We start from the raw sequence: 19,241 nt of genomic DNA on the forward strand, positions 1-19,241 counted from the left end.
GCCATGGCCCATTCAACCACCATCGACGAGATCCCGCAGGTTTCCGGGGCGGCAAAAGGCGAGACGCTTGCCTGGATCGGCGTCACGCCGCGCCAGCTCGCGGGCTTCCTCGCGATGGTGTTCGGCATGTTCATGGCGATCCTGGATATCCAGATCGTCTCCGCGTCGCTGTCGGAGATCCAGGCTGGACTTTCGGCGAGTGCCGATGAAATCCCCTGGGTGCAGACCTCCTATCTGATCGCAGAAGTGGTGATGATTCCGCTTTCTGGTTTGCTCGCGCGGGCGTTCTCCACACGCGTGCTGTTCACGGCATCGGCGGTCGGTTTCACGATTGCGAGCGCGCTCTGCGCCACGGCGACGACGATCGACCAGATGATCGTGTATCGCGCTTTGCAGGGCTTCATCGGCGGCGGCATGATCCCCTCCGTGTTCGCGGTCGCGTTCTCCCTGTTTCCGGCCTCCAAGCGCGGCATCGTCTCGCCGATGATCGGACTGGTGGCGACGCTCGCGCCCACCATCGGTCCGACGGTCGGCGGCTATCTCAGCAACGCCTTCTCCTGGCACTGGCTGTTTCTGGTGAACGTCGGGCCGGGCATCCTTGTCGCGGTCGCCGTGTTCTTTCTCGTCGATTTCGACAAGCCGGACCGGTCTCTGCTCCGCCGCTTCGATATCGTCGGCTTCGCGGCCATGGCCCTGTTCCTCGGCTCGATGGAGTACGTGCTCGAGGAAGGGCCGCGCTACGACTGGTTCGACGACGCTACGATCATGACATTCGCGGTGCTGTGCGCGGCGGGCGGCCTCCTCTTCTTCTGGCGTGCGTTTACCGCTGAGCAGCCAATCGTCGAGTTGCGCGCGTTCCGAAACCGCAACTTCGCGTTCGGCTCGGCCTTCAGCTTCATCATGGGCATCGGCCTCTACGGGCTCACCTACCTCTACCCGGTCTATCTCTCCCAGGTGCGCGGCTACGATGCCCTGATGATCGGCGAGACGATGTTCGTGACCGGCATCGCCATGTTCCTGACCGCGCCGATCGCGGGGCGGCTGTCGCAGATGCTCGATCCGCGCGTCATGATGCTCGTCGGCTTCATGGGATTTGCGCTGGGCACATATGTGGCGTCCGGCATCACGGCCGATTGGGATTTCCATGAACTGCTGCTGCCGCAGATCCTGCGCGGGTGCTCGCTGATGCTGTGCATGGTTCCAATCAACAATCTTTCGCTCGGCACGCTTCCGCCGGAGCAGCTCAAGAATGCCTCTGGCCTCTACAACCTCACCCGCAATCTCGGCGGCGCGGTGGGGCTGGCCGTGATCAACACCATGCTCAACAACCGGATGGATCTTCACCTCGCCCGGCTGCACGAAAGCGTTTCGTGGGGGCGGGCAGCGGCGGAAGAGACGCTGGCCGGGCTCACCCAGCAGTTCTCGGCGCAGATCGCCGACGGCGACCAGGCGGCCCTCAAGCAACTGGCGCTTCTGGTTCGCCGCGAGGCCAGCGTGCTCGCCTTCTCGGACGTATTTCTGGTGCTGACGGCCCTGTTTGCAGGCATGGCGCTGCTGGCTATGTTCATGCGCAAGCCGGCCGCGCACACCGGTGCGGCGGGCGGGCACTAACTCCGTTTTTTTTAGGGGTGGCCCGCGTCAGGGCGGGAGCGGCAACTCGAGTGCGCTTATGAGCTTGTCGGGGCCGGTTGCGGGGTGAAGGCGGCCCTCGACAACCCGCCGAAATTCGGTTATAGGCCCAGCCAACAAATTCCCCCATCGAGGGTTGCTCCACAAGGAGCCGCACGAGCCGCGCTCGCCGGACTAGCTCCGCGTCGCTGCTCCTCTGCATTGATATACAAACAAAAAGGAATGAAAATGAACATCATTCAAGAGATCGAGCGCGAGCAGATGGATGCCGTGCTCCGGACCCGTTCGGTGCCTGAATTCTCGCCTGGCGATACCGTCAAGGTCATGGTCAAGGTGATCGAAGGCGAAGGCAAGAACCAGTCGGTTCGCCTCCAGGCCTACGAAGGCGTTGTGATCGCCCGTTCCGGCGGTGGCATCAACGAGAGCTTCACCGTCCGCAAGATTTCCTACGGCGAGGGCGTGGAGCGCGTGTTCCCGGTCTACTCGCCCTATATTGCCGAGATCGAGGTTCTGCGCCGCGGCAAGGTCCGCCGCGCGAAGCTCTACTATCTCCGTGGCCGCCGTGGCCGCGCTGCGCGCATCTTCGAGCGCACGGACGTTCGTGCCCGCCGCCTCAACGCCGCCTGGAAGGGCTTCAAGAAGCCGAAGGGTGATGTCGATGATCTGACGCGCATCAAGGGCATCAACGCGGATCTCGCGGCCCGCCTCAAGACGCTCAACTGCTACAAGTTCGAGCAGGTCGCGAACTTCTCGGATGAGGACATCTCGAACGTCGACGAGGCACTGAAGCTCAACGGCCAGATCGAGCGCGACAACTGGGTTGGCGAAGCTCAGAAGATCGTAACGGAAGCTGCCGCTGCCGAGGTTCCGGCCGAGGAAGGCAACTAAGACCGGCTGGGGCTCCGCTCTGTGGCGCTCCAAGGGACAAGATAACGGCGGCGGCCTCCGGGCAGCCGCCGTTTTGCTATTCGCCGCGTGCAAAGGTCTACGGCCGGGAGCGTTGCACGGCGACCGATTTGGACTACATTCACTTTCGAGCACGTCGAGAGTTTTTCGTTCCCTCACGCACAAGGGCCCGCACGCCATCATGTCCAACGTCGAAGTCACACGCGCGGCGCGCGAGTCGACAGCCATCAAGCGCCACGGCGCCGAGGCTTTTGCCGCAATGCGCAAAGCCGGGCAGCTCGCGGCGTCCGCGCTCGATATGATCGCACCCTACGTTCAGCCCGGCGTCACCACCGAGGAGCTGGACGACCGCGTGCTCGAGTTCGCGCTCGATCACGGCGCTGTGCCGGCACCGCTCAACTACCGCGGATTTCCGAAGTCGATCTGCACATCCATCAATCATGTGGTGTGCCACGGCATTCCCGGACCCAAGCCGCTGCGCGAGGGCGATATCGTCAACATCGACGTGACGCTGATCGTCGACGGCTGGCATGGCGATACGAGCCGCATGTATGCGGTGGGGGCCATCAGCCGACGCGCCGAGCGCTTGATCGAGGTGACCTACGAAGCACTGAAGATCGGTATCGCGCAGGTGAAGCCCGGCAACACGACCGGCGATATCGGCGCGGCGATCCAGGAATTCGCCGAGAAGGAACGCTGCAGCATCGTGAGAGATTTCTGCGGGCACGGGCTCGGCCAGGTGTTCCACGACCGGCCGAACATTCTTCATTACGGCGAGGCCGGAGAAGGCGCGGTGATGGAGCCGGGGATGCTGTTCACCATCGAGCCGATGATCAACCTCGGAAAGCCGCACGTTAAGGTCCTGGCGGACGGGTGGACGGCGGTGACGCGCGATCGCGAGCTGTCGGCGCAGTTCGAGCATACGGTGGGCGTGACCGAGACCGGGGTCGAGGTGTTCACGCATTCGCCGGCCGGCCTCGAGTGGCCTTCTGCCCGCAACGGATAGCCGAGCGGGCATATGCAGGGTCCTGGCGCGAGAGATCCGAAAGCAAATGCCGCGGTCGCGCCGCCGGAGGCGGAAGCCGATGCGCCGGGCAGCGGCGTGCAAGGCTCGTTTCTCGAAGCCTCTCAGCCGCTCTACTCAGGGCACAGGCAGCGGCTCCGTGACAGGTTCCGCAAGGCGGGCGGGGATGCGCTGCCCGACTACGAGCTGCTCGAAATGGTGCTGTTTCGCGCCATTCCTCGCCGCGATACCAAGGATCTCGCCAAGCGGCTGCTTGCCAGGTTCGGCTCGTTCGCCCAAGTGGTGAATGCGCCGGACGCGCGCCTCAAGGAGATCTCGGGTGTGGGCGACGCCGTCATAACGGAGCTGCGCTTGATCCGCGCCGCGGCGCTCCGGCTGATGCGGAGCGAGATCGCGAGCGGGCCTCTGCTTTCGTCCTGGACGCAAGTGCTCGACTATCTCAAGGCGGTGCAGGGCTACGAGCATCGCGAGCAGTTTCGCATCCTGTTTCTCGACAAGAAGAACCACCTGATCGCGGACGAGATCCAGGGCCAGGGCACGGTCGATCACACGCCGGTCTATGTGCGCGAAGTGGTGAAGCGGGCGCTCGAGCTTTCCTCCACCGCGATCATCCTCGTGCACAATCACCCTTCGGGCGATCCGACGCCCTCGCGTGCCGACATCGATATGACCCGGATGATCGTCGATGCGGGGCGTCCGCTCGGCGTCCAGGTTCATGATCACGTGATCGTGGGGCGCGGAGGATACGCGAGCTTCCGTTCGCTCCGCTTGATCTAAGATACCTGCGTTTTGATTGAATCATTTCACCATTCCTTTTCACGATGAGAGTCTATCGGCTTTCCCTTCTCTCCCTTTTTCGTGGAGATATGATTTTCCGATAGGGCTCGTGCAAAGCGAATTGCAGGAGATCTCCGGTCGATGACGATGTTCTTCGATCGACGGCTGAGGACACGGCCTGTGCGGCTCGACGGATTTCCGCCGGCGCTGGCGGGCGACATCGCTTACAGGCGTTTCTGCCAGCCGAAGTTTTCGTCGCGGCGCAGGCCGGACCATGCCGTGCTGGTGGAGCGTGCGCGGTTTCATCTCAGGAACGCGCGCTGGGTGCGCGTGCCGACGACCCAGGGCTGCGTCCAGGCTTACGTATTCGAGCCGGATGCGGGCGTGCCGGATCGCGGCGGCGTGCTGATCGCCCACGGCTGGACGAGCGAGGCCTCGTTCATGGCCGTGTTCGCCGAGCAGCTTCGGCGCGCCGGCTTCCGTGTGGTGGCGTTCGATCAGCCCGGGCACGGAAAAAGCGGCCGGGAGCGGGCGAGCCTCATCGACTGCTCGCGCGCGCTGCTCGATGTGGTGCGGACGCTCGGGCCGCTGCGGTTCGCGGTCGCCCATTCGATGGGCGGGCTCGCGGTTCTGCTCGTGGGTGAAGGGGCCCCGCCTCTGCCGGGCGGGCATTCCTTCGAGCGTTATGTGCTCGTCTCCTCGCCGAACCGGTTCTCCACGGTAACCGGTGAGTTCGCCGAGGAGCTGGGGCTCGGGCGGGTGGCGAGGCGCGCCTACGAGCGGCACCTGGAGCGGATCGCGCATCGCTCGATCGCCTCCTTCACCGCCGCCAATCTCCTCTCTGCCGTCAACCGGCCTGCCCTCGTAATCCATGCCCGGGACGATTTGGAGGTCACGTTCGATAATGCCGAGGAGATCGCGGCGGCGTGTCCGCAGGCGGAGCTGCGGGCGTTCGATGGCCTGGGACACAGGAATATTTTGTTCGCGCCGCCCGTGATTCGCGCAGCGTTGTCCTATCTAACGGACGGCTGACAACTCTTCCCTTGCGTTCGGCAGGGCTCGCGCTCGCCCGTCTCCTTGATTATATGAGGGCAGCTATCGCGCCCGGCGGCGCGACTCATTGGGGGGCCGCGGGTCGCGCGGTCCGGAAGGGTCGATCATGAGCACCACCAAGCACTCACGCGTCATCATCCTGGGATCGGGGCCGGCCGGCTACACTGCCGCCATCTATGCCGCCCGCGCGATGCTGAAGCCGGTCATCATCCAGGGCAACCAGCCGGGAGGCCAGCTCACCATCACCACCGACGTGGAGAACTATCCGGGCTTCGCCGACGTGATCCAGGGTCCGTGGCTCATGGAGCAGATGAAGGCCCAGGCCGAGCACGTCGGCACAGAGATCATCATGGACCACATCGTGAAGGTGGACCTCGGCGTGCGCCCGTTCCGTCTCGATGGCGATTCAGGCGATCGCTACACCTGCGATGCGCTGATCATCTGCACGGGTGCGCAAGCGCGCTGGCTCGGTATCCCGAGCGAGCAGACCTTCAAGGGCTATGGCGTCTCCGCGTGCGCAACGTGCGACGGCTTCTTCTACAAGGGCAAAGAAGTCGTCGTGATCGGCGGCGGCAACACCGCGGTCGAGGAGGCGATCTTCCTCACGAACTTCGCGAAGAAGGTGATCGTGGTGCACCGGCGCGACCATTTCCGTGCCGAGAAGATCCTGCAGGACCGCCTGTTCAAGAACGACAAGATCGAGGTGGTGTGGGATAGCGCGGTCGAGGAGATCGTCGGCGTCGAGGAGCCGCGCTCGGTCACCGGCGTGAAGCTCAAGAACGTGAAGACGGGCAAGATCACCGAGCGGAAGGTGGATGGTGTGTTCGTCGCGATCGGCCACGCGCCCGCGACGGAGCTGTTCAAGGGGCAGCTCGAGACGACTCCGTCGGGCTATCTGATTACGGCGCCGGATTCGACCGCGACGGCCATTCCCGGCGTGTTCGCGGCGGGCGATGTGAAGGACGAGGTCTATCGCCAGGCCGTGACGGCCGCGGGCATGGGCTGCATGGCGGCTCTCGAAACCGAGCGCTTCCTAGCCCAGCATGAGACCACGGCCGCCGCTGCGGAGTGATTGGTCGCGATGGGCATCACGGATCCCGGCCCGCGCCGGGATCCGTATAACTCGACTTCAGAGCTTGTAGGCGACGACCTTGCCGTCGACCATCATCGGGACGATGAGGGTGCGCGTGCTCGAGATGAACCCGATGTCCGCGCTTCCCTGGCCGAGCGAGAGAAGCTCCTTGGCGCTGCCTGAACGGGTGATCTGGAACACCTTGCCTGCCACCCAGTCGCTCACGATGTAGCTGTCGGCGTCGAAGGGCTCGAGCCCGTCGAGATGGCCGACCGGCTTGCCGTCTCCGAGGTTGGCGATGGCCTTGTCGCCAAGGCTTACGGTGAGGAGATGGCCGGGTGTCTTGGTGGAGAAGTCCGCTCCCATGCCCTCGCCCCAGGCGGCGACGACGAGCTTGTCACCTTCGATCAGGAGGCCGTTGGGCGATTTGAGACCTTCTCCTTCGACCCACTTCTCGAACTTGCCGTCGGCGAGGCGCCAGATGGCGTTGCCCGGCCAGTCGGACGTGTAGATCTGGCCATTGCCGTCGGCGGCTACGTCGTTCAGAATTTTGGCGCCGGGGGCTTCGTGCTTGGCGACGATGGTGCCGTTTGCGGTATCGATCTCCACGAGCTTGTCGATGTCTGCGACGTAGAGCTTGCCGCCGAACAGCGCGAGGCCCTTGGGGGCGTCGAGCCCGGTCACCCACTTTTCGGCGATGACCTTGCCATCGAGGGACAGCTTGGAGATGTAGCCGTTGCCGTCCCGATCACCCGGGCCGCCGGCCACGTTGCTCACGTAGATGACATTCGCGGCCGTATCGGGCAAAGCGGATTCGGGGTTCTGAAAGCCGGTCGCCTCCCACAGCTTGGTGGGCTCTTTCGAGCCGCCGCACGCCGCAACGGCGGACGCCAGGGTTAGAGCTGCAACATGGTAAAGCCGCATGGGGAAATGACCTCCGCTAGGGCCGGCGCGCGAAGGCCCGGCAGATGTTGAGGATTTGTTTTATCGGGCGTGAACCGTCGAGCGGTTGCCCGACATATAGGCAATAGCGGCGGCTGTTGCCAACGCCTACGATCCCTGCGGTGGAACGGCGCTGGTATGCATTTTTCGATGGCTCCGGCGCTGCCGATATCAAATAATCGCAATGCTGGGGCAATGGTGCGTATGCGTGCTGGTTGAGCGCTCGCCAGCCCGGTTGTCGGTCGATTGCGCCCCCGGGGATGTCTTTATGGACTGGGACAAACTCAGAATTTTTCATGCCGCCGCCGCGGCCGGCAGCTTCACGCACGCCGGCGACGCGCTGCACATGAGCCAATCGGCAGTAAGCCGACAAGTTTCCGCGCTCGAGCGAGACCTCAAAGTGTCTCTCTTTCACCGCCATGCCCGCGGCCTGGTGCTGACGGAGCAGGGGGAGCTTCTCTATACGACGGTCGCGGAGGTGATGAGCAAGCTGCAGACGGCGGAAACGCTGCTTGCCGACACCACCACCAAGCCGTCCGGACAGCTCAGCATCGCCGCACCCGTGGGGCTCGGCACGGTCTGGGTATCTCAGCGGCTCCGGGAGTTCATGGATCTCTATCCGGAGATCAGCATCGAGCTCATTCTTGATGACGATCAGATCGATATCGCCATGCGCGCGGCCGACGTGGCGATCTGGACGCGCGAGCCCGAGCAGTCCGATCTCATCCGCCGTCCCCTGTTCTCGGCCAGCGTGCGGCCGATGGCGTCCACGAAATATACGCGCCGCTTCGGCGTGCCCGAGACTTTTGCGGATCTCGATAGCGGCAATCATCGCGTTCTCTCCTACAGCGGGCTGCCGCCTCAGCTCCTGCCGGCCATAAGCTGGCTGGAGACTGCGGGCCGGGAGGGAAAAGAGCCGAGGGCGCCGGTGCTGCGCACGAACAGCGTGGTGGCGATCAAGCAGGCCGTGCTCGCAGGCATCGGCATCGGCATGATCCCCGACTACATGACCGAGCAGGACAGCGATCTCGTGCCGGTGCTCACCAAATGCGAAGCCGACAAGCCGAGCCTGCCCGTCCTGTTCGTCTATCCGGAAGAACTGAAAAGCTCGAAGAAGGTTCAAGTACTGAGGGATTTTCTCGTCGCGAAGGCCCGGCACTGGCGGGAATAGGAGTGACGAAAATTTAAGCCTCGGGCGCTGATCCAAAGGCGCGATTGGGATGTAATAATGTTATCCGGACAGTCCGTGCTCCAGGGTTATTTGCCACCACCCGAGAGCGTCGGATACCGGTGTCCTTTGGGTCGGATGCACGGGGTTTTCCGGGTGTCCGGCCCATTTCATTGGCCGGACGGTCAAAAAGTCGCGCAATCGCCGCTTCGACTTATGGACGGAACAAGGCCTGCTGATTTGCAACACGGGCCGCGAGACGCTATCTGATAGGTCTCATTTGATTGTCGTGCTTCTCACCGGAAAGCTGCTCCCGCTTTCTGGAAGCACCTAAGTCTCGGAAAATAGAGCCTTATCCATGGCCAAGACGCTTTACGACAAGATCTTTGAAGACCACGTTGTCGACCGGCAGCCGGACGGTACGTGCCTGCTTTATATCGACCGCCATCTCGTACACGAGGTGACGAGCCCGCAGGCGTTCGAAGGGCTTCGGATGTCGGGGCGCAAGGTGCGCGCGCCCGAGAAGACGCTGGCAGTGGTCGATCACAACGTGCCGACGACCGACCGGCGCAAGGGCATTGCCGACGAGGACAGCAGGATCCAGGTCGAGACGCTCGCGACCAACGCGCGGGATTTCGGCGTCGAGTACTACAACGAGCTCGATAAGCGCCAAGGCATCGTCCACGTGGTCGGGCCGGAGCAGGGCTTTACGCTGCCGGGCACCACGATCGTGTGCGGCGACAGCCACACGTCGACGCACGGCGCATTCGGCGCTCTGGCCCACGGCATCGGCACGAGCGAGGTCGAGCATGTGCTCGCCACGCAGACGCTGGTGCAGAAGAAGGCCAAGAACATGCGCGTGTCCGTGGACGGGAAGCTTCCCGCGCACGTGACGGCGAAGGACATCATCCTCGCGATCATTGGCGAGATCGGCACGGCCGGCGGCACCGGCTCGGTGATCGAGTACGCGGGTGAGGCGATCCGCGATCTCTCGATGGAAGGCCGCATGACGGTCTGCAACATGTCGATCGAGGGCGGCGCGCGCGCCGGCATGATCGCACCGGACGAGAAGACTTATGCGTTCATCAAGGGCCGCCCGAAGGCGCCCAAGGGTGCGGCCTGGGACATGGCCCTCAAGTATTGGGACACGCTGCGCACGGACGAGGGCGCACACTTCGACCGCGAGGTGAAGCTCGACGCCGCCAAGCTGCCGCCGATCGTATCCTGGGGCACGAGCCCGGAGGACGTCGTGTCCATTTCGGGCCTGGTTCCCAATCCTGGCGATGTGGCCGACGAGAACAAACGCGCCTCGATGGTGCGCGCGCTCGAGTACATGGGGCTCCAGCCCGGCACGAAGATGACGGACATCCCGCTCGACGTGATCTGGATCGGTTCGTGCACCAACGGCCGCATGGAGGATCTGCGCGAGGTCGCGAAGATCGTGGAAGGCAAGAAGATCTCGGATCGTCTCGCCTATGCGATGATCGTGCCCGGCTCCGGCCTCGTCAAAGAGCAGGCAGAGGCGGAAGGTCTCGACAAGATCTTCAAGGCGGCCGGTTTCGAGTGGCGTGAGCCCGGCTGCTCCATGTGCCTTGGCATGAACCCGGACCAGTTGAAGCCCGGCCAGCGCTGCGCTTCGACGTCGAACCGCAATTTCGAGGGACGCCAGGGCTATCGCGGCCGCACGCACCTCGTCTCGCCTGCAATGGCTGCGGTCGCGGCGCTTGCCGGCCATTTCGTCGATATCCGGACCTGGCAGGCCTGACGTCCGTATTCTCACCCCCATGGCTGGGCTTGCAGTCGTGGGGGCGAAGCGCCTATCTCTCCCGTTCGCAAAAAGAAGAGCGGGAGGCGAATAATGGCGGGACCTATCGATTGGAAGTCAGCAGCGGCACCGAGCCTGGCTGATTTCGAGGTCATCGCGGCCAGTGCCTGGGAACGGATCCAGCCCGAGTTCCGTGAGGTTTGCGGCGATCTCGTCATCCGCGTCGAGGACTTCGCGCTGGATGAGGTTCTCGACGAGCTCGATATCGAAAGCCCGTTCGATCTCATGGGGCTCTATCAGGGCCTCAGCCTCGACAAGAAAAGCGTGCTCGACGTGCCGCGCGAGCCGGACATGGTGTTTCTGTACCGGCGCGCGATCCTCGACTACTGGACGGAGAATGGCGAGGAGACGCTGGGCGAGATCATCACCCATGTGCTGATCCACGAGATTGGCCATCATTTCGGCTTCTCCGACGACGATATGGAAGAGATCGAGGATCAGGCCACTCACTGAGGGGGCACGAGGACACGGGAAGAAACTCCGCCGTTTAATTGGTCATGCGCGGTAATTCCGCCACACGGCCGGAATGTCGCCTCGTGCGCGCCTTGTCTGGGTGATTGTTAACTTTTGCAGCGGATGTTGGACCTGCTAGGGTGCCGGGGCTTTCGATGCAGCGCTCGGATCATTCTGCCGTCCGATGGACGTACTTCTCATCGGAAAACGAAAGCTAAATCAGATTCTCCGGGGCGCGTGCGGGTGTCACGTAGAGGTGCTCAGTTGACGACGGCTTGCCGTCCAGTGCTCGGCTTGTTCGGGCGTGTGGCCTTGGGCGTTTGCCTCATGGGTCTTGCGTTTTTTGCGCCATCCGTCGCGATGGCCGATGACGTTCCAACACCTGAGGAATATGCGGAGCATGTGGGCGGGGACGCGCACGTGCTGAAGCCGGGCGAGCTCAAGCTCGACGGGCGCCAGCAGGTGTGTGGGCAGCGGCCGACCGTGATCGACAGCCAGCTCGACGACTACGGCGCGGCCTATCCGGGCTTTCTCATCCTCAACCCCAGGCTGCTTTCGAAGGTCTCCACGCCGGTGAAGCTCTGGATCTTCGCGCACGAGTGCGGCCACCAGTTCCGCGGCCCGGACGAGGAGACGGCCGATTGCTTCGCCGTGCAGCGCGGGCGCCGTCAAGGCTGGCTCGACGAGGGCGGGCTCGAGGAGATCTGCCAGTTCATCGCGCCGGCCAAGGGCGACAGCATGCATTTCGCGGGATCCCATCGCTGCGAATACATGCGCAAGTGCTTCGCGGATCCTTCCATCCGCTGACGGGCGATGTTGTCCCCGCACGTACGTGAGGGCCTAGGATCGGGCGTCGATCCCATTTTGGCCCGCGCCCCATGCAGCTCGTGGACTTTCCCAAACGTCTGCTCTCGATTGCGGAGACGCTAAACCGGTGGGCCGGCGCGATCAGCGCGCTCGACCGGAAACGGCGCGCCAAGGTCGCGCGTTACGCCGATGCGGTGGCGGAAACACTGGCCCGGGCGGGGCGATTTTCCGTAAGATTAACGGCGAAGCCTGACGACAAGTCGGCCCAGCGGGGTCTCATGCGCGAGTTGGGGCGGATTTCCGGGTATCTCGAGACACTGGTTGGCGTGCTGCAACACCATCTTGACGGACGAAAGCTAGCTGGCGTTAAAAGACGGCTTGAACAGCTCGGTCCCCATGGACAGGCTGAGGAACCATCGGCGTCGATGTCTCTAATCCGGGTCGACCGCCTACTTGCCGCCGAAGGATATTTTCGAGCGCTGGCCGACAGCTTGCGCGTCTAACGCTCCCAGGGACGATAAAAAATGCAGAAGTTCACGAAGCTGACGGGTGTCGCGGCTCCCTTTCCTTTGCGGAATGTGGACACTGACATGATCATCCCGAAGCAGTTCCTGAAGACGATCAAGCGCACGGGTCTCGGCAAGGCGCTTTTCTACGAGCTGCGCTACGACCAGTCGGGCAAAGAGAACCCGGATTTCGTGCTCAACAAGCCGGCCTACCGGAAGGCCGAGATCCTGATCACGGGTGAGAATTTCGGCTGCGGTTCGTCGCGCGAGCATGCGCCGTGGGCGCTTCTGGATTTCGGCTTCCGTTGCGTGATCGCGCCGGATTTCGCCGACATTTTCTTCAACAACTGTTTCCAGAACGGCATCCTGGCGATCAAACTGCCCCAGGAACAGGTGGACAAGCTGCTCGACGATGCGAACCGCGGGGCCAACGCGACGCTTTCGGTGGATCTCGAAGCCCAGGAAATCCGCGGGCCGGACGGCGGCGTGATCCGCTTCGAGATCGATCCGTTCCGCAAGCACTGCCTGCTGAACGGTTTGGACAACATTGGCCTGACGCTCGAAAAGGAAAAAGCGATCAAGGATTTCGAAGGGCGCGATGCGGTTGCGCGGCCGTGGGCCTAGAGACTTGGCGCTCTCTTTTGCGTTAGCATGACCACATGTGCGGGGAATTGCGCCCGCTGCGGATTGCGACTGCGCCCCCGAATATGTTAGGTGCCGAACTCGTCTCGGCATTCTCTAAGGAAGGCCATGAGAGCCAGGTGGATCCTTGCCGCTTTGTCGGCGCTGACACTCATGTCCGGCGGGGTTGCTGTGCTCTCCGCCAGCTCCGCGCGGGCCGGCGGCCCGGCGCTCGTGTTTGATGCGGCCGACGGCAAGGTGCTCTACGCGGAAGACCCCGACGATCACTGGCACCCCGCGTCTCTCACCAAGATCATGACGGCCTACGTGACGTTCGAGGCCCTCAAGAGCGGCAAGCTGAAGCTCGATCAGCGCATTCCTTATAGCGAGGCCGCTCAATTGCAGCCGCCGAGCAAGCTCGGGTTGCACGTGGGGGCGAACCTCACGGTCGATCAGGCGCTCAAGGCGCTCATCATCAAGTCGGCCAACGACGTGGCTGTGATGCTGGCCGAGGCGATCAGCGGATCGCAGGCGGCGTTCGTCTCGCGCATGAACGAAACCGCGCGCGGTCTCGGCATGACGCGCACCATCTTCGTCAACCCCAACGGCTTGCCTGCGCCGGAACAGGTGACGACGGCCCGCGATCTCGCCAAGCTCGCGCGCGCGGTCATCAGGGACTATCCGGAGCATCTCGCCTACTGGTCGATGTTCGATGCGCGGATCGGTAAGATCCGTATCGGCACGCACAACGGTCTCCTTCGCTCGTTCGAAGGCGCGGATGGCATGAAGACCGGCTTCATCTGCGATTCCGGGTTCAACGTGGTGGCCAGCGCGACTCGCGACGGCCGGCATCTGATGGCGGTGGTACTCGGCGAGTCGACGAGTGCGTTGCGCACAGTGCGCGCCGCCAACCTTCTGGAGCACGGCTTCCAGAGCTATGAGTGGAAGCAGCTCTTCAATCACTCGGCGAGCCTCGACACGCTTCCGCTCGCGGACAGTGCCAAGGGCGTCATGAGCGTGCGCAATGACGTGCGCTCGTTCGAATGCGGCACCGGGCACCGCAAGACGCCGCGCAAGAACAAGATCGTGAAAAAGAAGCGCTCGGACGGCGCCGAGCAGCAGACGCTGGACAAGGCTCCGTCCGGCACCACCAAAGTCGCGGCTGATCCGGACAATGCGCCCGCGGGCGCGAAGGCCAAGGCCGAGGTATCGCCGGGGGATCGGCCGCGGAAGCCGGTGCACGCCTCCTCCGAGGCCCAGGCGCCGGCTGCCAAGCCTCTGAAGGCCAATTCGGCTTTGCCCTAAGGGCAAAAGGCATTTCTCCGCGACAAGCTGACCACATGCTTCGGGCGTTCGTTAACGGCCGGAAGTGGAATTTCAGGCTGGGACAGGTGGGCGGCGAGGCGGGTTGGCTTTTTGCCGAAAATGGGACGTTAACGTTCGCGCCGGGCGCTGTTTTCGGCTGCGGGGCGGCTCAAACCCGGTATTCGGCCCGGTTTGGCTGGCATGGCCAGTTGGCTTCGATCTTGCTCCTCACTTCGCGACAACGAATTCAGAGGACCGCAATGCGTAGCTCGTCGCCCGAAAAGAAAGAGGATCTGTCCACGCTCCAGGACGCCGAGCTGATGGCTGTTGTGCTGGAAGGCCGGCATGGCTCGTTCGCGGCGGATGTCGCGGAGTTCTTCGCGCTCCTGCACCGGCAGCTCGGCGATCTCACGCGCTCGAAGGCGTGGGGCGGCGTGGCACGGATGGTGAGGCGGCGCGAGCACGACCGGATGCTGGCCGCTTAGATCGGCGTCTAGCCGTAAAGGATCACGCCGAGGCGGCGGGGCCCGTGGGCGCCCTTTACGATGCGTCCTCCGATGTCGCCGGTGCGCGATGGGCCTGACACCAGATTGACGGCGCGCGGGAAGCGCTGGTCCACACGGCTTTCCGCAATGCGTTGGAACGCTTCCTCGAACGAGCTCACGATGCTCTCCCGTGCCAGCGCGACGAGGTGAAACTCCGGTAGGAACGTGAGCGAGGCGGGGCTCGCGGCTCCCGAGAGGAGGACGAGCGTTCCTGTTTCCGCGACCGCGCCCCAGGCGTGCGTGAGAGCGGCATCCCCATCCTCGAGCGGCGCGCTGGCGTCCCATTGTTCAGGGCGTGCGGTGAGGCTCGTTTTCTCCCATGACAGCCCGGCAAGGCGCGCGTCGTCTCCAATCACCAGACGCGGCGGCGTGGGCTGGCTTCGGCCGAGCAGGGTCGCGACCGCTGCCGGTACGTCGCCCAGGGAGGCGACTTCGATCACATCCGTGCCCTGGGTTTCGAGCGCCGCGATCAGGCGGGCGTGGCGTGCCTCTCCGGTCAGGCTCGCAAACGCAGGCCGCGGATGGTGGGGCGGGTCTGCCAGGCGTTGTGCGACGGCGCGAGGACGTTCGTCCGTCCGGCCCGCTGCAGCGGGAAGGGCGCTTCTGATGCGGGCAAGAATGGTCTCGCGGCTCATCGAGGCACACCCCGCTGGTGCTCAGCCCAGAGCTGCTGGAACGTGCGTCCTTGCGGAGCGGGGAAGTCGCGGCGTGCCGTCCAGCCGCCTGCGAGCGGCAGGCGCTTGAACGCCCCGCGCGGACGGCCGAGCACCGAGAGCGTGGCTACGGCAAAGCGCGTTGCCAGATGGTACAGCCGCGGCCGCCTCGCGAAGAATGCCCAGGCGCCGAGCAGCCAGCGCTCGTGGCGCCGCTTGCCGGTTTCCAGGCTCTTCTCGCGCCAGCCTCTCAGCAGCCGCGTGATGGGAATCTTCACTGGGCACACCTCCTCGCATTTTCCGCAGAAGGTGGAGGCGCTGGGCAGGTCCTGCGCCGCGTCTATTCCGAGAAACGCGGGTGACAGCACCGCGCCGATCGGCCCTGAATAGACCCAGCCATAGGCGTGGCCGCCGATGGCATTGTAGATGGGGCAATGGTTGAGGCAGGCGCCGCAGCGGATGCAGCGGAGGGCTTCTCCGAGGCCGTTCTTCAGCATTTCGCTGCGGCCGTTGTCGAGGATGACGATGTGGCATTCGGCCGGCCCGTCAGGATCGCCCGGTGCTTTCGGGCCGGTGAGCAGGCTGGTGTAGGCCGTCATGTCCTGGCCGGTGGCCGAGCGGGCGAGCACGCGCAGCAGGGTGGCGGCATCCGCGAGCGTGGGCACCACCTTGTCGATGGCGGCGAGCACGATGTGGGTCTTCGGAAGATGGGCCGAAAGATCGCCGTTGCCTTCGTTGGTGACGATGATGGCGGAGCCGGTTTCGGCGACGAGGAAGTTCGCGCCCGTGATGCCGATGTCTGCTGCCAGGAAGCGTTCCCGCAAGACAGCGCGCGCTTCGGCGACGAGGGATTCCGCGGTCGTGAGGACGCGATCGGGCGCGAGGTGGTTGTGGTGGACGCGAAAATCCGCCTCCACCTGGTCCTGGCTCAGATGGATGGCGGGGGCGATGATGTGGCTCGGCGTCTCGCCGCGGATCTGGAGCAGGTATTCGCCGAGGTCGGTCTCGACCGCCGTGATGCCGAGATCCTCGAGATGCCGGTTGAGGGCGATCTCCTCCGACACCATGGACTTGCCCTTGGTGACGAGGCGTGCCCCGCGTTCCTGGCAGAGGCGGGCAATGATGGCGCGGGCCTCCTCCGCGGTTTCTGCCCAGTGCACGCGGCTGCCAGCCGCTTCGGCTTTCTGGGCGAAGGCTTCGAGGTAGAGATCGAGGTGTGCGAGCGTGTGGTCGCGGATGTCGCGGGCGGTGTTGCGGAGGGCCTCGAACTCGGGCACGCGCCCCTTGGCGGCCGTGCGCTGGGCGACGAGCCCGCCGGGCAGACCGGCGAGCGCCTTGGCGAGCTTGGCGTCGGCGAGGGCGGCTCGCGCATTCGATTTGAATGTCTCGGTCGATGGCGTCACCGGGCGTCCTCTTCTCCCCAGGCTATGGGGGGATCGTGAAGCTCGCCGGCCAGAACCTCCGCCACATGGCGGCAGGGCAGGTGGATGCCGGTGCGGCGCAACCGGCCCGCAAGGTTCATCAGGCATCCCAAGTCGCCGCCGGTGACGAGATCGGCCGCCGGGGCTCGCAGATCCTCGATCTTGCGGTCCGCGACGGCGCCAGAGATCTCCGGGTATTTGACCGAGAACAGGCCGCCGAAGCCGCAACAGGGGCTCACCTCGCGCGCCTCTACGAGCTCCAAGCCTTCGACGGCAGCGAGGAGCTGGCGCGGCTCGCTACGGATGCCGAGTTCGCGCAGGCCCGAGCAGGCGTCGTGATGGGTGACGCGGCCCGAGAATTTCGCGCCGGTCTCGGTTTTGTGGCGCACGTTCACGAGGAAGGATGTCAGCTCGTGGACGCGCCCGGCGAAGGCTTCGACCTCGCTTTCGACCCCTCCGCGTCCCTTGAAGAGCGCGGGATAGTGGATGCGTAGCATCGCGGCGCAAGAACCAGACGGCGCGACGACGAAGTCGCATCCCTCGAAGGCGCGGACGGTTTGCAGCGCCAAGTCGCGGGCGGTTTCGGGATCGCCCGCATTGTAGGCGGGCTGACCGCAGCAGGTTTGACCGGCAGGGACGACCACGACGCATCCAGCCTCCTCGATGAGACGGGCGGCTGCGAACCCGACAGAGGGGCGCATCAGATCGACAAGGCAGGTGACGAACAGCCCGACACGTGGCTTCAAGGCGCGCTCACGAATTGCTGGAGGTGGAGCTGCCGTTCAGACTACAGCGGCGGCGCTATCTCCGCCACAGGCTGTGAAATTTTCCGATCGCGTCACGAAACGGCTTGGGATTGGCCGCCCGTCGCGTGCGCCGGAATGTTGCCGCTTTCCCCTGCGCATGCGAGACTCCCGCGCGAATTGATCGCGCATCGCGAAACGGGGCGCGGTTTCCGCGCGTTCTCCGTTTGGCGCAAATCCGTTTGCCACAGTCCGGTTTCGATCCGAGAGGAACAGAAAGATGTCGTCGATCGAGCTGCCGCTTCCCGATTCGTCCATCGTCGGGCGACGGGATGCGATCGTGCGCGATCTGGTGGCCCTCTGTGGCGCTGACGCCGTGATTTCTGACGAGGACGGACGGCGCGCGTTCGAGACGGACGCGTTGACCGCCTATCGGCGCATGCCGCTGGCGGTGGTGCTGCCGACCTCGACGGAAGCCGTCTCGGCCGTGCTGAAATACGCCAAGGCCAACCGCATCCGCGTGGTTCCCCGGGGCGCCGGCACGTCTCTCTGCGGCGGCGCGCTGCCGCTCGAGGATGCCATCGTGCTCGGCGTCTCGAAGATGAACCGCGTGATCGAGATCGACTTTCAGAACCGCTTCGCCCGGGTCGAGGCGGGCATCACCAACCTTGCCATCTCGGGAGCTGTGTCGGCCGAGGGCTTCTTCTATGCGCCGGACCCCTCCAGCCAGCTTGCCTGTACGCTCGCCGGAAACCTGGCGATGAACTCGGGCGGTGCCCATTGCCTCAAGTACGGGGTTACGACCAACAACGTGCTTGGCGTGAAGATGGTGACGATGGACGGCGAGATCGTGGAGATCGGCGGTTCGCACCTCGATGCGGAGGGGTACGATCTGCTTGCGCTGATCATCGGCTCCGAAGGTCAGTTCGGGATCATCACCGAGGCCACCGTGCGCATCCTGCGTGCCGCGGAAGGGGCGAGGCCGATGATGATCGGATTCGAATCGAGCGCGAAGGCGGGGATCTGCGTGGCGCGCATCATCGCGTCCGGCATCATTCCCGTGGCGATCGAGTTCATGGACAAGCCGGCGATCGAGGTCTGCGAGGCGTTCGCCAAGGCGGGCTATCCGACAAACGTGGATGCGCTGCTCATCATCGAGGTGGAAGGCTCGGAACAGGAGATCGCCGACCGGCTCGCCTATATCGCCAGCATCGCCCACGAGCTGAAGCCGGTGGCGCTGGCCGTCAGCGGATCGGCCGAGCAAAGCGCCAAGATCTGGAAGGGCCGGAAAGCCGCGTTCGGTGCGATCGGGCGGATCTCGGACTACTACTGCATGGACGGCACCATTCCGCTCGCGCATCTGCCGCACGTGCTTGAGCAGATCTCGGAGATCTGCCGCCGCTATGGCCTCAGGGTGGCCAACATCTTCCACGCCGGCGACGGAAACCTGCATCCGCTGATCATGTACGAAGCCAACACGCCGGGAGAGATGGAGAAGGCAGAGCAGGCAGGCGCCGAAATTCTCAAGCTGTGCGTCGCGGTCGGCGGATGCCTCACGGGCGAGCACGGCGTCGGCATCGAGAAGCGCGATCTCATGCGGGTGCAATTCAACGACGAGGACATGGCGGTTCAGCTTCGCATCAAGTCGGTGTTCGATCCGGACTGGCTGCTCAATTGCGGGAAGGTGTTTCCGCTGGATGCGGTGGAGACGGCCAAGGCTGCCGCCACAGCGCAGGGCGTGCCCGCCGGACACGTCGACGGCAATCCCGCGGCGGCGGCTTGAGGGCAGGC

General features: G+C 64.3%; 19 protein-coding genes. 15 read left to right on the forward strand and 4 right to left on the reverse strand.

Annotation, left to right across the window (positions count from 1 at the left end; genetic code table 11):
* Nucleotides 1–3 precede the first annotated feature (3 nt).
* The 6 genes from F812_RS0101285 (at nt 4) to trxB (ending at nt 6,461) form a co-directional block, all read left to right on the forward strand.
* Nucleotides 4–1,611, forward strand: coding sequence for a DHA2 family efflux MFS transporter permease subunit (locus F812_RS0101285; RefSeq protein ID WP_020084143.1), 1,608 nt, complete (start codon nt 4–6; stop codon nt 1,609–1,611).
* Between the two features lie 246 nt (nt 1,612–1,857).
* Nucleotides 1,858–2,517 carry a 50S ribosomal protein L19 gene (gene rplS, locus F812_RS0101290; RefSeq protein ID WP_026867753.1) on the forward strand — a complete coding sequence of 220 codons (660 nt, stop codon included), beginning with the start codon at nt 1,858–1,860 and terminating at the stop codon, nt 2,515–2,517.
* A 199-nt stretch (nt 2,518–2,716) separates the two neighbouring features.
* On the forward strand, nt 2,717–3,541 hold the full coding sequence (gene map / locus F812_RS0101295; RefSeq protein WP_020084145.1) for a type I methionyl aminopeptidase: 825 nt from the start codon (nt 2,717–2,719) through the stop codon (nt 3,539–3,541).
* Between the two features lie 12 nt (nt 3,542–3,553).
* A complete protein-coding gene (radC, locus tag F812_RS0101300; protein ID WP_020084146.1) occupies nt 3,554–4,336 on the forward strand; it encodes a RadC family protein in 783 nt (260 codons plus the stop codon).
* A 141-nt stretch (nt 4,337–4,477) separates the two neighbouring features.
* Nucleotides 4,478–5,368 (forward strand): alpha/beta fold hydrolase, encoded by an 891-nt coding sequence (locus F812_RS0101305; protein ID WP_020084147.1) that lies wholly within the window; start codon nt 4,478–4,480, stop codon nt 5,366–5,368.
* A gap of 127 nt (nt 5,369–5,495) precedes the next feature.
* Nucleotides 5,496–6,461, forward strand: coding sequence for a thioredoxin-disulfide reductase (gene trxB / locus F812_RS0101310; RefSeq protein ID WP_020084148.1), 966 nt, complete (start codon nt 5,496–5,498; stop codon nt 6,459–6,461).
* 57 nt (nt 6,462–6,518) lie between these two features.
* Here the strand turns inward: trxB and F812_RS0101315 are convergent, their stop codons facing one another.
* Complete coding sequence (locus F812_RS0101315; protein ID WP_020084149.1) at nt 6,519–7,385, reverse strand: SMP-30/gluconolactonase/LRE family protein; 867 nt, start codon at nt 7,383–7,385, stop codon at nt 6,519–6,521.
* Between the two features lie 286 nt (nt 7,386–7,671).
* Here F812_RS0101315 and F812_RS0101320 point away from each other — a divergent pair, with 286 nt between their 5' ends.
* From F812_RS0101320 to F812_RS0101355, 8 genes are all read left to right on the forward strand, one after another.
* Nucleotides 7,672–8,574 carry a LysR family transcriptional regulator gene (locus tag F812_RS0101320; RefSeq protein WP_020084150.1) on the forward strand — a complete coding sequence of 301 codons (903 nt, stop codon included), beginning with the start codon at nt 7,672–7,674 and terminating at the stop codon, nt 8,572–8,574.
* Nucleotides 8,575–8,929: 355 nt separating this feature from the next.
* Nucleotides 8,930–10,336, forward strand: coding sequence for a 3-isopropylmalate dehydratase large subunit (gene leuC, locus F812_RS0101325; RefSeq protein WP_020084151.1), 1,407 nt, complete (start codon nt 8,930–8,932; stop codon nt 10,334–10,336).
* Nucleotides 10,337–10,429: 93 nt separating this feature from the next.
* Nucleotides 10,430–10,849: a metallopeptidase family protein gene (locus tag F812_RS0101330; protein ID WP_020084152.1), complete on the forward strand. Its 420-nt coding sequence runs from the start codon at nt 10,430–10,432 to the stop codon at nt 10,847–10,849.
* Nucleotides 10,850–11,176: 327 nt separating this feature from the next.
* Nucleotides 11,177–11,656, forward strand: a complete 480-nt coding sequence (locus F812_RS0101335) for a hypothetical protein (RefSeq protein WP_051113757.1) — start codon at nt 11,177–11,179, stop codon at nt 11,654–11,656.
* 71 nt (nt 11,657–11,727) lie between these two features.
* Nucleotides 11,728–12,159 (forward strand): hypothetical protein, encoded by a 432-nt coding sequence (locus tag F812_RS0101340; protein ID WP_020084154.1) that lies wholly within the window; start codon nt 11,728–11,730, stop codon nt 12,157–12,159.
* A 21-nt stretch (nt 12,160–12,180) separates the two neighbouring features.
* Entirely contained in the window at nt 12,181–12,786 is a 606-nt protein-coding gene (gene leuD, locus F812_RS0101345) for a 3-isopropylmalate dehydratase small subunit (protein WP_020084155.1), read from the forward strand.
* Nucleotides 12,787–12,912: 126 nt separating this feature from the next.
* Nucleotides 12,913–14,088: a D-alanyl-D-alanine carboxypeptidase family protein gene (locus F812_RS22115; protein ID WP_156827167.1), complete on the forward strand. Its 1,176-nt coding sequence runs from the start codon at nt 12,913–12,915 to the stop codon at nt 14,086–14,088.
* Between the two features lie 260 nt (nt 14,089–14,348).
* Entirely contained in the window at nt 14,349–14,573 is a 225-nt protein-coding gene (locus tag F812_RS0101355; protein ID WP_040497816.1) for a hypothetical protein, read from the forward strand.
* A gap of 8 nt (nt 14,574–14,581) precedes the next feature.
* On the opposite strand, the gene F812_RS0101360 is transcribed toward F812_RS0101355, so the two are convergent.
* Genes F812_RS0101360 through F812_RS0101370 form a run of 3 tightly spaced genes read right to left on the reverse strand, consistent with a single transcriptional unit; the run spans nt 14,582 to nt 17,453 of the window.
* Nucleotides 14,582–15,268 (reverse strand): LutC/YkgG family protein, encoded by a 687-nt coding sequence (locus tag F812_RS0101360; protein WP_020084158.1) that lies wholly within the window; start codon nt 15,266–15,268, stop codon nt 14,582–14,584.
* Nucleotides 15,265–16,689, reverse strand: coding sequence for a LutB/LldF family L-lactate oxidation iron-sulfur protein (locus F812_RS0101365; protein WP_020084159.1), 1,425 nt, complete (start codon nt 16,687–16,689; stop codon nt 15,265–15,267). Before F812_RS0101365 ends, F812_RS0101360 begins: the two co-directional genes overlap by 4 nt.
* Nucleotides 16,686–17,453 (reverse strand): (Fe-S)-binding protein, encoded by a 768-nt coding sequence (locus tag F812_RS0101370; protein WP_020084160.1) that lies wholly within the window; start codon nt 17,451–17,453, stop codon nt 16,686–16,688. The genes F812_RS0101365 and F812_RS0101370 overlap by 4 nt, the downstream gene beginning before the upstream one ends.
* A gap of 277 nt (nt 17,454–17,730) precedes the next feature.
* Between F812_RS0101370 and F812_RS0101375 the strand changes: the two genes are divergently transcribed.
* Complete coding sequence (locus tag F812_RS0101375; protein ID WP_020084161.1) at nt 17,731–19,233, forward strand: FAD-linked oxidase C-terminal domain-containing protein; 1,503 nt, start codon at nt 17,731–17,733, stop codon at nt 19,231–19,233.
* Nucleotides 19,234–19,241: the final 8 nt, after the last annotated feature.

Origin of the sequence: Hyphomicrobium zavarzinii ATCC 27496 (genome assembly GCF_000383415.1) — a bacterium.
GTDB classification, from domain to species: Bacteria; Pseudomonadota; Alphaproteobacteria; order Rhizobiales; family Hyphomicrobiaceae; genus Hyphomicrobium_C; species Hyphomicrobium_C zavarzinii.

Excerpts from the sequence above, each read along its gene's own strand:
- F812_RS0101330 (WP_020084152.1), top strand. The coding sequence starts at position 10,430 with ATGGCGGGACCTATCGATTGGAAGTCAGCAGCGGCACCGAGCCTGGCT.
- F812_RS0101355 (WP_040497816.1), top strand. The coding sequence starts at position 14,349 with ATGCGTAGCTCGTCGCCCGAAAAGAAAGAGGATCTGTCCACGCTCCAG.
- F812_RS0101305 (WP_020084147.1), top strand. The coding sequence starts at position 4,478 with ATGACGATGTTCTTCGATCGACGGCTGAGGACACGGCCTGTGCGGCTC.
- F812_RS0101285 (WP_020084143.1), top strand. The coding sequence starts at position 4 with ATGGCCCATTCAACCACCATCGACGAGATCCCGCAGGTTTCCGGGGCG.
- radC (WP_020084146.1), top strand. The coding sequence starts at position 3,554 with ATGCAGGGTCCTGGCGCGAGAGATCCGAAAGCAAATGCCGCGGTCGCG.
- F812_RS0101335 (WP_051113757.1), top strand. The coding sequence starts at position 11,177 with ATGGGTCTTGCGTTTTTTGCGCCATCCGTCGCGATGGCCGATGACGTT.
- leuD (WP_020084155.1), top strand. The coding sequence starts at position 12,181 with ATGCAGAAGTTCACGAAGCTGACGGGTGTCGCGGCTCCCTTTCCTTTG.
- F812_RS0101340 (WP_020084154.1), top strand. The coding sequence starts at position 11,728 with ATGCAGCTCGTGGACTTTCCCAAACGTCTGCTCTCGATTGCGGAGACG.
- map (WP_020084145.1), top strand. The coding sequence starts at position 2,717 with ATGTCCAACGTCGAAGTCACACGCGCGGCGCGCGAGTCGACAGCCATC.
- F812_RS0101315 (WP_020084149.1), bottom strand. The coding sequence starts at position 7,385 with ATGCGGCTTTACCATGTTGCAGCTCTAACCCTGGCGTCCGCCGTTGCG.
- F812_RS0101320 (WP_020084150.1), top strand. The coding sequence starts at position 7,672 with ATGGACTGGGACAAACTCAGAATTTTTCATGCCGCCGCCGCGGCCGGC.
- F812_RS22115 (WP_156827167.1), top strand. The coding sequence starts at position 12,913 with ATGAGAGCCAGGTGGATCCTTGCCGCTTTGTCGGCGCTGACACTCATG.
- F812_RS0101375 (WP_020084161.1), top strand. The coding sequence starts at position 17,731 with ATGTCGTCGATCGAGCTGCCGCTTCCCGATTCGTCCATCGTCGGGCGA.
- F812_RS0101360 (WP_020084158.1), bottom strand. The coding sequence starts at position 15,268 with ATGAGCCGCGAGACCATTCTTGCCCGCATCAGAAGCGCCCTTCCCGCT.
- rplS (WP_026867753.1), top strand. The coding sequence starts at position 1,858 with ATGAACATCATTCAAGAGATCGAGCGCGAGCAGATGGATGCCGTGCTC.
- trxB (WP_020084148.1), top strand. The coding sequence starts at position 5,496 with ATGAGCACCACCAAGCACTCACGCGTCATCATCCTGGGATCGGGGCCG.
- leuC (WP_020084151.1), top strand. The coding sequence starts at position 8,930 with ATGGCCAAGACGCTTTACGACAAGATCTTTGAAGACCACGTTGTCGAC.